The organism is Acinetobacter sp. YH12117 (assembly GCF_013418865.1).
Lineage (GTDB): Bacteria > Pseudomonadota > Gammaproteobacteria > Pseudomonadales > Moraxellaceae > Acinetobacter > Acinetobacter indicus.
Map to the genome: position 1 here is coordinate 1 of NZ_VPBF01000057.1, position 13,334 is coordinate 13,334.

The window sequence follows — 13,334 nt, forward strand, 5'->3', positions numbered from 1 at the left end:
ATAATTCAAGTGAATTTGTTTGAAAGAAGAACTTTAAAAGCTTTATTTTCACCCGATAAAATACCCATAAAACAAGAGGAAGCTCAAATGAGCTTCCTCTTGTGAAAAATTGTGGGACAGCAATGCGGCCGGGGCCGCTCTTTACTGCAAATCCTGATCAGATTTTTTTATGATAAAAACGGTAATAGCTGATATAGCAGGCTGCAATAAAGATTAAACAGCCAAAGAAACTGATGCGCATGGATGGATCAAACACCATACTCAAACAGGTAATCAGACAGAATACAAAGCCCAGAATTGGCACAATCGGGAACAATGGTGCGGCAAAGCCCAGCTCTTTCACGCTACGACCCTGTTTATACCATTCACGGCGGAAGTTGAAATGACTTAAGCAGATACTCATCCAGACCACCACCATGGTAAAGGCCGCAATACCGAGCAGGTTGGTAAAAATCAGCTCAGGTGCAAACTGCTCAGACAGCAAGCCTGGCATTGCGCCCAGCATGGTGACCATCACTGCCACATAAGGAATACCACGCGAGTTGACCTTGGAGAAAACCTGCGGCAACTGCTTCTGATACGACAATGACCACATCATCCGCGATGCTGCAAACAAACCTGAGTTGGCGGCAGACAGTAAGGCGGTAATGATCACGAAGCGGATAATATCTTCTGCGTATGGAATCCCGATGTGCTGGAACACGGTCACAAATGGACTGCTACTCACGCCCTCAGCGGCCAGACCGGCTTCCTGATGCGGCAATAACGCAGTCACCACCAGAATGGTTCCGACAAAGAAAATCAGCAGGCGGAAAATCGCGGTGTTGATGGCTTTTGGAACGTTTTTGGCCGGGTCTTTGGTTTCACCAGCGGCCACACCAATCAGTTCGGTGCCAGAGAAGGCAAAGTTCACAATCAGCATGGTGGTGAAAATCGGGAATAAACCTTCCGGGAACCAGCCCTGTGCGGTTAAATTGCTAAACAGCGGCGCAGATTCATAGCCCTGATAGCCGATCACGCCGAAAATGGCCAGCAGACCGAGCAGAATAAAGGCCACCACGGTCACGACTTTGACCAGTGCCAGCCAGAATTCCGATTCAGCAAACCAGCGGCTAGACACCATATTTAAGGTAAAGACAAATACCCCAAAAATAATGGTCCATAACCACATCGAGATGTGCGGGAACCACTCCTGCATCAGCAGGGCGGCTGCGGTAAATTCAGTCCCCAGGGTGACTGACCAGGTTAGCCAGTACAGCCAGGTGACGGTATAGCCTGTTCCGGGTCCAATATAACGTTTGGCATAAGCACCAAAAGAACCGGATTCAGGCATATGGACAGCCAGTTCGCCCAAACACAGCATAACCATGTAAGCGATCACGCCGCCCAAAAAATAAGCAAGAATGGCACCTACAGGCCCCGTTTGTGCAATGACTTCACCCGAACCTAAAAATAAACCAGTTCCGATTGCACCACCAAGTGAAATCATAACCAGATGTCGAGTACTCATAGCGCGTTTTAAAGGCGCAGAATTGCCCTGATGCGTAGCATCATTCGGAGAATGAGATGTCTGCATAAGAGTAGGAGAATAAAAGAATAGAGAAGCAGGCTATTGTAGAGAAAAACTACAAATCTGCAATCAATAATCAAAACAATTGGGTTAGAAGTAATCGTCTGGCGCGATTTAGATGGCGTCCCTACGGGGATTCGAACCCCGGTTACCGCCGTGAAAGGGCGATGTCCTAGGCCTCTAGACGATAGGGACGTTGCGAGGTGAGGGCTATATTAGGGATTTGCCCCAAAGATGTCAATTTGATGACGGGAATAATTCCACGATTTGGATTTATTTGTCTAAAAAGTATCTGTTTAGGCTGTTGGAAAATTTATCGTTTGATGATGGCCACCCGGTTTTTAATAAGCACTTCAATCTGCACTGGATTTTAACCAATGAGCATCTGCACGACTCATCGTACTGGAGATAAAAAAGACCACATTTAGTGGTCCGGGGTTTGGTACTCAGGCGCTTGTGGTTGCGGCGCGGCCTGTTCAGCCGGTGTGGGCGCTTGCGGTGCTTTACTATCACGCGACACAATGTACAGATAAAGTGCTGAAGGCAGCAAAATAATCAGAACCAGAAAAATCTTTTTTAACATTGTCTTATAAAACAGCATGGGAAATTACTGCAATTATAGCGGATGCACAGGTCAAAAGCGCAAGCCTGTGTATGTTTCCACGCTAGAATTTAAAGGTCACATCGGCAATAAACTGCCGGCCAATGTCGGGCTGAGCGCTGCCGCTGCTGTCAATAAAGCTGTTGGCGCGGTTGGTGACATTGTTGATGGTCAGGCCCAAAATGGTCTGGGTATTTTTAAAAGATGGAATCCGGTAGCTGGCTTTTAAGTCCCAATAAAACTTGTTCCGGGTGGTGTACGGCGTATAGGCATCATGCTGCACACCTTGTGCATCGGTATAGCCTTTGGCCTCACGCTTTAGGGCATTGACTTTGCCCTGATAACTCAGGAAATGGCTGAGCGTTAGCGGCAGGCGGTCAAACTGCATCTCCCAGTTCAGGCGCACGGTCCACGGCACATGAAACTCATGGGCAGGGCGGTCCTCGGCATCAATCAGTTGCCCTTTATAATAGACTTGTAGGGTGGCGGTCAGGATATCGGTGCTGTCGTAATGATCAAAATTGCGCGTGGTTTCGGTATAGTCGGCATTCAGGGCCAGACGATGCTGTGCGCCTAAAAATGCCAGTGGCGCCAGGTTACGAATAGAAAGCGAATAAATATCGGATGCAGAGCGACCGCGATTGTCATAGCTATAACTCAGATCTTCCAGATTCATTTTAGTTTTGCGTAACTGGTCCTGATTGTCACGGTTGACCCATTTCAGGCTGAGTGCGGTATTGTGCAGTTTGGAACTCAGGCCGAGTACGGTTTCATCGCTATACGGGGTTTTTAGCTTGGAGCGATAGGTGAAACTGGTTTTTCCTGCGGTTTTGGGTGTCCAGCCCTGTTCCAGCTGCGCGCGTGTATATTTTTGCTCAAACTGGTCAATCCGGTCATTCAGTTCATTCACAAATGCGTTCAGCCCGTAATAGCGGTTCCAGCCACCCAACAGGGTCAGGCACTCATTGCCAAAAGGACGGATTTCTAGCGCGGTTCTGGGGGCAACATTGTTCTGTTTATGGATAGAATCATAGTCATTCCGGAAGCCCAAGGTCGCGGTCAGATAGTGATTCCAGTGAATCTGGTCTTCAATAAAGGCATGCCAGCGATCCTGATGGATATCCAGCTGACCAGCATAATAGCTGGTTTTGCTACTTAAATACTGGCCTTGATATTTACCATCCAGACTCGGTGCAGTATCACAGGCATCATATAGAGTGCCGCTATCAGACTGGCAGTCGGCGCCGTTTAAATTTAAAGGCGTGGCATATACATGGGCAGTTTCAGGACGTTGCCAGTAAGCAGCATAATGGCCATAGCCGGCCCCGATTTTAAACTGATGCCGTAAAGATGCGGTTTCAATCGGCTCAAACAGGGCTTTAATGGTGTATTCCAGCCGGCTTTCTTGCTGCTTTAAGCCACCCATATGACCTTCGAAACTATATCTGTCCTTGCCCCAGTTTTTGCTGCTCGAGTTGAGCCAGCTATAGTGGTTCTGGGCGGCCTGACGTCCTGCTTGCTGGCGTTGATAGTTCAGCTGCTGGGTCAGCAAGACACTGTCGAGCTGGTTGTTCAGATTAAAATACAGGTTCTGGCTGTTCGAGTGTTGAGTCGATTCAGAATCACGGATATTGGATTTAAAATACAGTCCATCATTTTCCAAAAAGCTTGCGCCCAGCTTAAACGAGATACGTTCAGAGGGATCATAAAATAATTCCACACCGGCATTGCGGGCCTGACGCTGCTGTTCAAATTGCCCTGATTCGGCAAAATCTGTTTTTAAGGGAATGGCTGAATGCCGGTATGAAGCAAAGGCATTAAAACCCCATTGCTCACTGAGCCGACCATAACTGTTCAGGCTAATGCCCTGTTTGGTGAAGTAGGGCTGTGCCGACTCATCGCTCGAATCTTCAAAAGCATCCCGGCTGTCCTGAGAGGGGAAATTGACTTTTGACCAGGCATCTGAGGTGTAGTCATAACTGAGCGAACCGTGAATTTTACCAATTTCGGTTTGTGGTGCGCAGGTTTCGGCAGAAATCACGCCGCCGGTAAATTCTCCATATTCCGCCCCGACATTACTGTCTAACACTGTCAGTTTGCACAGCAGGTCGGTATTGATGGCAGCAGCCTGTGAATTGCCCATCAGCTGGTTAGGATGATTGGATTGCTGTGCCCCCACCGGATTAATCGTATTGTTGATGGCGAGGCCATTGATCAGAATCTTGTTATCGTAAGCCAATCCGCCATTAATACTGATATCGGCCGCGTTCAGTTCACCTTGCTGCAAGCTGCTGCGAAAGCGGTGACCTAGCTGCACGTTCGGATTCACCTTTAAAAAGTCGGTGATGTTCTTGCTGCTATTCGGGCTTTTCTTTAAATCTTCCTGTTTATAGACTGTTTTTCCCAGCGCATTTTCCTCTTTGGCCTCGACCACAATGGTCGACAGTTTGAGCGAGGGAGAGAGGGTGGTAGGTTCTGATTCTTGAATCTGTTCAGCAAAACTAAGGGAGCTGAAGCTGCTTAAAATGGCCACAGACAAGCTGGAATAGGCAAAACGCATGAGATGTGTTTTTTGTAAAAGATAATGCAAGCGATTATCATTAACTTGATGGGCTTAATCAATAGAAATGAGAATTATTTGCAATAACAGCTTAAATAAACAACAGTGCTGTGCAAAGAAGAATGAATAACAAACAGGAGGGGAGAGAAATGAGATGGCGTCCCTACGGGGATTCGAACCCCGGTTACCGCCGTGAAAGGGCGATGTCCTAGGCCTCTAGACGATAGGGACGTTTAGAAGATGGCGGTATCTTATTGATCCGCCACCAAGGTGTCAAGTAGATGCGGGGTGAGTTTGTTTAAAATATAACAGAACAGTTCCGCGGTCTTTTGTGTGTCGTACAGGGCAGAGTGCGCTTCTTTGCCATCAAATTCAATGCCGGCCTGAATACAGGATTTGGCCAGTACTGTTTGACCGAACATCACCGCGCTTAAGGTTACGGTATCGAGTACGGAAAAGCTATGAAACGGATTCTGGTTTTTGGTACTGGTACGGGCAATGGCCGCCTGTAAAAAGCCCAGATCAAAATGCGCATTGTGGCCGACCAGCACTGCATGAGTACAGTTTTGCTGGCGACGCACTTCATTCACGGATTTAAAAATACGTTTCAGCGCCGTTTTTTCATCTTCAGCCATGGCCATACGCATCGGGTTGAACGGATCAATCCCGATAAAGTCGAGTGAACGACGGTCCAGATTGGCCCCTTCAAACGGATTAATATGCGCATGATAGGCCTGACCCGGAACAAAATGGCCTTCCGCATTAAACACAATCGGAATGGCGGCTATTTCAAGTAAGGCATCGGTTTGCGAATTAAAACCTGCTGTTTCGACATCGACCACAACAGGTAAGAATCCACGGAAACGCTGACCAATTAAAGGTAGAGTTTCGTCTGTCACACTTTTCTCCATTGGATGGTTTGACCGGCATATAGCGGAACAATCTGTTCACCATCCAAATAGTCTAAACTTGCAGGAATCACTTGGTCTTCTTTAACCAGGGTAATCGTACCAGTATTACGCGGCAAACCATAGAAGTCTGCGCCAAAGTGGCTGGCAAAACCTTCTAGGCGGTCCAGTTTACCGACCTGGTCAAAGGCTTGCGCATACAGCTCAATGGCGGTTGGTGCGCTATAGCAGCCGGCACAGCCACAGGCATTTTCTTTGGCATTTTTAGAATGCGGCGCACTGTCGGTTCCGAGGAAGAATTTCGGGTTGCCACTGGTCGCCACTTCCAGCAAAGTCTGCTGATGGGTTTGACGTTTTAAAATAGGCAGGCAGTAGAAGTGCGGTTTAACTCCACCAACCAGCATGTCATTGCGGTTAAACAGCAAATGCTGCGGAGTAATGGTAGCCGCTACGTTACGGTCCTGCTCCAGGACAAAGTGTGCTGCTTCGCTGGTGGTGATGTGTTCTAGCACCAGTTTCAGTTTCGGGAACTGTTTTAATAAAGGTGCCAATACTTCATCGAGGAAGCGTTTTTCACGGTCAAAAATATCGACATGCTGATGGGTCACTTCGCCGTGTAACAGCAGCGGCACCTGATGTTCTTCTAACTGTTCAATCACCGCATAGACTTTACGGATGTCGCTGACCCCATTGTCCGAGTTGGTGGTCGCACCAGCCGGATACAGCTTGATGGCATTGACATGCTCGGAGTCTTTAATTTTTTTCACTTCGGCTGGCGAAGTCTGATCGGTGAAATACAGTACCATGCGCGGATCAAACGCCACGCCTTCTGGCACATGCGCCATAATGCGTTCACGATAGCTGATCGCTTCTTCCACGGTTTTTACAGGCGGGACAAGATTCGGCATACAGATCGCACGTGCAAACTGTTTGGCAAGATCTGGAACTGTACGTTTTAATGCTAAACCGTCACGTAAGTGAGCATGCCAGTCATCTGGCTGTAAAAGAGTAATCGTATTCAAGGTGATGCCGATCGAAAAATAAATGGAATGATAATCTATAAACCTGACAATGATAACGTCAAATCTAGACAAAAGATGCCTTATATTGAATTAATTTTTATCATTTTGTGTTATTTTTAAGCGACTATAAAAATTATATTTTATGTCAATGGAATACAAATATAAGCTTGTCCAATTGCAATACGACAAGGAAAAAATAGAGGCACTGATTGCCCGGCAACGACGCAGCGCGGGTCAGGTGTTTCCGAAACAGCTGGAACAGGAATTTTGGCAGCAGTATTTGGAGCGTGCCCGGCATAATATTAACCAGTATTTCTGGTCGGGGGTGCTGGTCTATTTTATTCTGACCATGCTGGTCATTCCCGGGGATTACTGGATTATCCAGCCGCAACATTTCTGGCATGATTTTATCCGCTGTCTGCTCGGGCTACTCAATGGTGGTCTGTGTCTGCTGACGCTGTTTTTCTTTGCGCATTATAAAATCCTGCGGCGCTATTTTGCCTATGCCGCCATGGCGCTGGTGTTCTGGGCCATCCTGTCGATGACCTGGCTCACCATGACCGTGTATACCGAAGCACTGAAATATCAGGCCATGATGATCATCTGTATCATTTACATCATGGGCTATGTGCTGACCGGGGTAAAACCATTTCATATGCTGCTGACCGGATTAATGGCGGCAGTCATGACCATGGTCATGCTGTTTACCTTTTACATTCCAATTGATGTGATGGTGATGGCGCGGGTGCTCATCGGCAGCGTAGTGATGGGTTTTTTAATGAGTAAAATGCTGTGTACCCGAGAGCGGATGATCTTTCTGGTGATGCAGCAGGCGAAACTCGGCGAGAAAATTAACCGGATTAACAGTGAAGAATTGCTGCATTTAAGCCAGCATGATGCACTGACCAAAGTGTCGAACCGGCGCAACTTTGATGAAATGCTGAACAGCTATTATGAGCAGGCGCGGCATGATGAACGGCCCTTGTCCTTGCTATTTATTGATGTCGATTTCTTTAAGCTGTTTAATGATTTTTATGGCCATCAAAAAGGTGATGAAGTCATTTCATCAGTGGCCAAATCCATTAAAGACGCGATCCGGCATATGGATTTTGTGGCGCGCTATGGTGGCGAAGAATTTGTGGTGTTGCTGCCTGAAACCGATGCGCATGGTGCTTATGCGGTGGCGTCAAATATTTTTAGGGCAATTGAACGGCTGGCCATTCCGCATGAAAAATCCAGTGTATCCGATATTATTACCATCAGCCTGGGTTTTACCGTGTATAAAGGCGAGCTCGAGATTTCCAAGGATGATCTGATTAGCCGTGCCGACCAGGCGCTGTACCGGGCGAAAAAACTCGGCCGGAACCAGATTTATTATCAGACCGCGCAGGTCAGCGATATTCTGCAGGGTCTGGAATAAATCCCAAACAGCAAGCACAAAAAAACCGCCCGAAGGCGGTTTTTTCATAGAGACAACTTATTTCTTGTCTTTTAATTGTGGAACAGCAGAACCTGTACCCACGGCCAGTAAACCAGCACCGGTATAAATGCCAAGTTTTTGACGGGTATCGGTAATGTCCAGGTTACGCATGGTTAACTGACCAATACGGTCCATTGGCGTGAACATTGAATCACCTTTTTCCATGGTCAAACGCTCAGCTTCATAGGTGAGGTTTTCAGATTCAGTATTCATGATGGTGTAGTCATTACCACGACGCAGTTCTAAAGTCACCGTACCAGTAATGGCTTTCGCAACCCAACGCTGTGCAGTTTCACGCAGCATCAGTGCTTGAGAATCGAACCAGCGGCCTTGATACAGTAAACGGCCTAAACGTAAACCGTTAATACGGTATTGTTCGATGGTGTCTTCGTTATGAATACCTGTCACTAAACGCTCGTAAGCAATGTGCAGCAGCGCCATACCCGGAGCCTCGTAAATACCACGAGATTTCGCTTCAATGATACGGTTTTCGATCTGATCCGACATCCCCAGACCGTGACGGCCACCAATGCGGTTGGCTTCCAGAATGAACTCTACCGGATCTTCGATACGACGGCCATTCAGTGCAACCGGGAAACCTTCTTCAAAGGTAATTGAAACTTCTTCAGGTGCAATTTCAACGTCATCTTTCCAGAACGCAACGCCCATGATTGGCTCAACAATCTTGATACCGGCATTCAGGTATTCCAGATCTTTAGCTTCATGCGTTGCACCCAGCATGTTCGAGTCAGTCGAGTAGGCTTTTTCTTTTGACATTTTATAGTCAAAGCCGTTGTCGATCAGGAACTGTGACATTTCTGCACGGCCGCCTAGCTCATCAATAAAGGTCTGGTCTAACCACGGCTTGTAAATTTTGAGCGCCGGGTTGGTCAGTAAGCCGTAACGGTAGAAACGCTCGATGTCGTTACCTTTATAGGTTGAGCCATCACCCCAGATGTTCACGTCATCTTCTTTCATGGCAGTAACCAGCATGGTACCGGTAACGGCACGGCCCAGTGGTGTGGTGTTGAAGTAAGGCACACCACCTGTTGAAATGTGGAACGCGCCACACTGAATTGCAGCAATACCTTCAAGTGCAAGCTGTAAACGGCAGTCGATTAAGCGTGCTTTTACTGCGCCATAGGCTTCTGCTTTCTTCGGAATAGCATCGTAATCATCTTCATCTGGCTGACCTAAGTTTGCTGTGTAGGCATAAGGTTCAGCGCCTTTTTGTTTCATCCACAATAAAGCAGCAGAAGTATCTAGACCACCAGAGAAGGCGATACCCACTTTTTTGCCTACTGGTACGCTTTGCAAGATCGTTGCATTATCAGTCATTGCGAGTCCTAACTTATGAATATAGGCAACCAAAATGGTGGCCAAGGAGAATTCGAAAATGGCGCTATTGTAGCACTTTTCCGAAACGATGTTTTCTGAAAAATTTGCTTTCTGAAAAAAGTTAGACTTTTTTCATCGGTTTCAGTTTATTTTCGGCCACAGCAGCCCATTCCTGGCTTGAGTATGATAGAACAATTTATATCCACAGAGAGGAAATGCCGATGCAGCCCAATGTCACACCGCCCCCATTGATCTCCAACAATAACCGCAATGAAACCCTGGCGCTGGTTCATGGTATTTATGCCGGTTTACTCAGTTTTAGTGCGGTGGTGTTCCTGTATCTGGAATATCAGCAGCGCAGTATTGCCACAGTCAATTTAGTGATTGTGATGGCCTTGATGCTGCTGTTGATTTATCTGAATATCAGCGCCTGTTTAAAAGTGAAACGGGGCGATGGTGAAGGACGCACACTGTCGCGTATTTTGGCCGTGCTAATGTTATTAAGCTTTCCAATTGGCACGGTGCTCGGTGCAATTGCACTATGGAAAAGCAGCAGCAAGCAGTGGCAGAACTGACATTGGCAGTTTGTCATGATAATTTTTTGAAAATGCCATAAACAAATAATAAAAAATCGCTACAGTATTATGCAACAAGTTGCAAAGCCAGCGTACAGGAATACATGATGACAACAAGCTATGCACATCTGCTCAGTCCATTACATTTAGGTTTTACTACCCTGAAAAACCGGGTGGTGATGGGGTCCATGCATACCGGTCTGGAAGACCGTTTTTATAATTATCCGAAACTGGCGGCCTATTTTGGTGAGCGTGCCAAAGGCGGCGTTGGCCTGATTATTACGGGCGGGATTTCCCCGAACCGTCAGGGCTGGTTATTACCGGCCGGCGGCACCATGAATACCTTGGGGGATATTGCACCGCATCGACTGGTGACACATGCGGTACATAAGCATGGCGCCAAAATCCTGTTGCAGATTCTGCATGCCGGCCGTTATGGCTATCAGCCTTTTGTGGTGTCGGCTAGCCCGATTAAATCGCCAATTTCACCATTTAAACCGCGCCAACTCAGCGATAAACAGATTTTAAACACCATTCAGGACTATGTGAAAACCGCCAGTCTGGCCAAAAAAGCCGGTTATGATGGCGTGGAAATCATGGGTTCTGAAGGCTATTTGCTAAACCAGTTTTTAAGCCGTCATGTCAATCAGCGCAATGACCGTTGGGGTGGCCCGATTGAAAACCGAATGCGCTTTGCTGTGGAAATTGTCAAAGCCATTCGTGCAGAAATTGGCGATAAGTTTATTATCTGTTTCCGTCTGTCGATGCTGGATCTGGTACATGATGGCAACACTATGGATGAAGTCATCACGGTAGCCAAAGCTTTGGAACAGGCCGGTGTGACTTTACTGAATACCGGTATTGGCTGGCATGAAGCGCGTATTCCGACCATTGTGACTTCGGTGCCGCGCGCGGCGTTTGTCGATTACACCGCAGCCGTGAAACAGCAAGTGTCGATTCCGGTGATTGCTTCTAACCGGATTAATATGCCAGATACGGCCGAAGAAATTCTGGCAGCGGGCAAAGCCGACATGATTCAGATGGCGCGTCCTTTACTGGCCGATGCTTTCTGGGTCAATAAAACAGCCACCAACCGGGTCGATGAAATCAATACCTGTATTGCTTGTAATCAGGCCTGTCTGGATCATACCTTTAAAAACCAGCGCGCGACCTGTCTGGTCAATCCGCGTGCTGCTTATGAAACCGAACTGGTCTATGTTAAAACCAAACAGCCAAAACGGATTGCCGTGGTGGGCGGTGGAGTCGCTGGTATGTCTGCTGCAACGGTGGCTGCAGGCCGTGGTCATCAGGTGACATTATTTGAAGCCAATGCCGATGTCGGCGGGCAGTTTAATCTGGCCAAAGTGATTCCGGGCAAAGAAGAATTCCACGAAACCATCCGCTATTTTAAGGTGCAGCTGGAAAAAACTGGCGTAGATGTACGTCTGAATACCAAAGTTAACCGCGAGCAGCTGGAACGTGAAGGTTTTGAGGAGGTGATTGTTGCCACTGGTGTGGTGCCACGTACACTCAATATTCCGGGCAGCGATTTACCCCAAGTTCTGTCTTATGCCGAAGTACTCAATGGCGCGCCTGTCGGTCATAAAGTGGCGGTAATTGGCGCTGGCGGCATTGGCTTTGATGTGTCCGAGTTTTTATTAAAACCGGAGCAGCAGCCACAGCCGCAACCTGTGGAGGACTGGAAACGCGAGTGGGGCGTCGATTTAAATCCACACTATGTATCTGAAGGCGGTATGCAGGCACCGGAAATTCATCCCCCTGTGCGTGAAATTTATTTGTTGCAGCGTAAAACCACGCCATTGGGTGCCGGCTTAGGTAAAACCACCGGCTGGGTGCATCGTGCACAACTGAAAAAGCACGGCGTACGCATGTTACGCGGGGTGCAATATAAAGCCATTGGTGATGAAGGCTTGTGGGTAGAAATGGATAGCCATGACCAGTTATTGCGAGTCGATACCGTGGTGGTCTGTGCCGGGCAGGAATCGGTCAAAGAGATTATGCCGGAAAATGGCCAGCAGACCTTGGCGCAGTATCACATTATTGGCGGGGCAAAACTGGCGGCGGAACTGGATGCCAAGCGCGCCATTCGCGAAGGTGCTGAATTGGCCGCCAAACTTTAAACATTTGATGAAACAATATTCGTTTGAGTCACTTGAATGTAATTTTTACTTGTCAGATGGAAAAAAGCTTCGTATTATGGCGCACATGGAAGCGTGGCAGAGCGGTTTAATGCACCGGTCTTGAAAACCGACGAGGGTGTGAGTCCTCCGTGAGTTCGAATCTCACCGCTTCCGCCAAATTTTAAGATAAGCCCTTGTATTTGCAAGGGCTTTTTCCTTGCTTGTGCTTTTGTCCCACATTGTAACCCACATAAAATTTTGGATTGGAATAATCAAAATAAAAATAATTCAGATGGCTTTGGATAATAGGTAAATAGAGTGAACCGTACCGGGTTTGTCGGAGAGTCAATATTCTGAGAGACTATCCATCGTATTGGGCTGCAATCACCGCAATTGCACCTAAGATTGGCTGTACTCCTAAAACACTTCGTGCCTGGCATCAAAAATATTTAGATAAACAAAATCCAGTTAAAGTACAGCAGCTTTCAGATCAAGAGCGTATTAAACAACTGGAACGCGAAAATAAGGAACTGCAACGTGCTAACGAAATTCTACGTAAAGCAGCCGCTTTTTTCGCCCAGGCGGAGCTCGACCGCCCACACAAATAATGGTGGATTTCATCCATAACAATAAAGATCGATATAGTGTTGATGCGATTTGTAGGATTTTACCGATCGCGGCTTCTACCTATTACCGAACTTTAGATCTCGCTGATGAGAAGCATTGCTTCGCAAGGGAACATCGAGCGAAACGAGATCTACATGATGAGCATCATGCTGAACAAATTAAACGTATTTGGAAAGAAAGTTCAGGTCGATACGGTGTGCGTAAGGTCTGGCAACAATTGAAACGTTAAGGTTATGTTATCGCACGTTGTAGAGTTGCTCGATTGATGCAGAAGCTAGGTATACAAGGTGTTTGGCGTGGTAAGAATAAACAAACCACCCGTAACCGAGATGACCAAAAACGAGCAGATGATTTAGTGAAACGGAATTTTAATGCTGATCATCCTGACCCTTGCGAAGCAGTGCTCAGGTCGATGACTTCACGTATATTCAAACAAATTCAGGCTGGATCTATACCGCCTTTATTATTGATGTGTTCTCACGAGCAATTGTTGGATGGAAAGTATCGACACG

9 protein-coding genes, 3 tRNA genes, 1 pseudogene and 1 other annotated feature are annotated in these 13,334 nt (G+C 47.2%); of the genes and pseudogenes, 5 read left to right on the top strand and 8 right to left on the bottom strand.

Features of this window, described 5'->3' with window-relative positions; translation table 11 throughout:
* Nucleotides 1-157: 157 nt before the first annotated feature.
* The 7 genes from FTU55_RS13905 to pyrC all read right to left on the bottom strand — a co-directional run bounded on the left by FTU55_RS13905 (nucleotide 158) and on the right by pyrC (nucleotide 6,661).
* Entirely contained in the window at nucleotides 158-1,576 is a 1,419-nt protein-coding gene (locus tag FTU55_RS13905; RefSeq protein WP_005179201.1) for an amino acid permease, read from the bottom strand.
* Nucleotides 1,577-1,689: 113 nt separating this feature from the next.
* Nucleotides 1,690-1,765: transfer RNA gene (locus tag FTU55_RS13910), tRNA-Glu, on the bottom strand.
* A gap of 229 nt (nucleotides 1,766-1,994) precedes the next feature.
* Entirely contained in the window at nucleotides 1,995-2,153 is a 159-nt protein-coding gene (locus tag FTU55_RS13915) for a hypothetical protein (protein ID WP_005179197.1), read from the bottom strand.
* 82 nt (nucleotides 2,154-2,235) lie between these two features.
* Nucleotides 2,236-4,731: a TonB-dependent siderophore receptor gene (locus FTU55_RS13920; RefSeq protein ID WP_180047396.1), complete on the bottom strand. Its 2,496-nt coding sequence runs from the start codon at nucleotides 4,729-4,731 to the stop codon at nucleotides 2,236-2,238.
* A 155-nt stretch (nucleotides 4,732-4,886) separates the two neighbouring features.
* A tRNA-Glu gene (locus FTU55_RS13925) sits at nucleotides 4,887-4,962 on the bottom strand.
* A gap of 20 nt (nucleotides 4,963-4,982) precedes the next feature.
* A complete protein-coding gene (gene rnt / locus FTU55_RS13930; protein WP_075167718.1) occupies nucleotides 4,983-5,642 on the bottom strand; it encodes a ribonuclease T in 660 nt (219 codons plus the stop codon).
* On the bottom strand, nucleotides 5,627-6,661 hold the full coding sequence (gene pyrC, locus FTU55_RS13935) for a dihydroorotase (protein ID WP_034597856.1): 1,035 nt from the start codon (nucleotides 6,659-6,661) through the stop codon (nucleotides 5,627-5,629). Before pyrC ends, rnt begins: the two co-directional genes overlap by 16 nt.
* Nucleotides 6,662-6,809: 148 nt before the next feature.
* On the opposite strand from pyrC, the gene FTU55_RS13940 reads away from it, so the two are divergent.
* On the top strand, nucleotides 6,810-8,081 hold the full coding sequence (locus tag FTU55_RS13940) for a GGDEF domain-containing protein (protein ID WP_005179187.1): 1,272 nt from the start codon (nucleotides 6,810-6,812) through the stop codon (nucleotides 8,079-8,081).
* 57 nt (nucleotides 8,082-8,138) lie between these two features.
* Here the strand turns inward: FTU55_RS13940 and argG are convergent, their stop codons facing one another.
* The gene (gene argG / locus FTU55_RS13945; RefSeq protein WP_005179184.1) at nucleotides 8,139-9,479 is read right to left on the bottom strand and encodes an argininosuccinate synthase; all 1,341 of its coding nucleotides are present in this window, start codon (nucleotides 9,477-9,479) and stop codon (nucleotides 8,139-8,141) included.
* Nucleotides 9,480-9,700: 221 nt separating this feature from the next.
* On the opposite strand from argG, the gene FTU55_RS13950 reads away from it, so the two are divergent.
* The 4 genes and pseudogenes from FTU55_RS13950 to FTU55_RS13965 all read left to right on the top strand — a co-directional run.
* Nucleotides 9,701-10,054, top strand: a complete 354-nt coding sequence (locus tag FTU55_RS13950; RefSeq protein WP_005179182.1) for a hypothetical protein — start codon at nucleotides 9,701-9,703, stop codon at nucleotides 10,052-10,054.
* Between the two features lie 104 nt (nucleotides 10,055-10,158).
* Nucleotides 10,159-12,195, top strand: coding sequence for an NADPH-dependent 2,4-dienoyl-CoA reductase (locus FTU55_RS13955; protein WP_180047397.1), 2,037 nt, complete (start codon nucleotides 10,159-10,161; stop codon nucleotides 12,193-12,195).
* Nucleotides 12,196-12,282: 87 nt separating this feature from the next.
* Nucleotides 12,283-12,372, top strand: a tRNA-Ser gene (locus tag FTU55_RS13960).
* Between the two features lie 179 nt (nucleotides 12,373-12,551).
* Nucleotides 12,552-13,334, top strand: a pseudogene (locus FTU55_RS13965) (IS3 family transposase); the annotation flags it as partial.
* Nucleotides 12,761-12,878: a sequence feature (AL1L pseudoknot), on the top strand. (Overlaps the previous pseudogene by 118 nt.)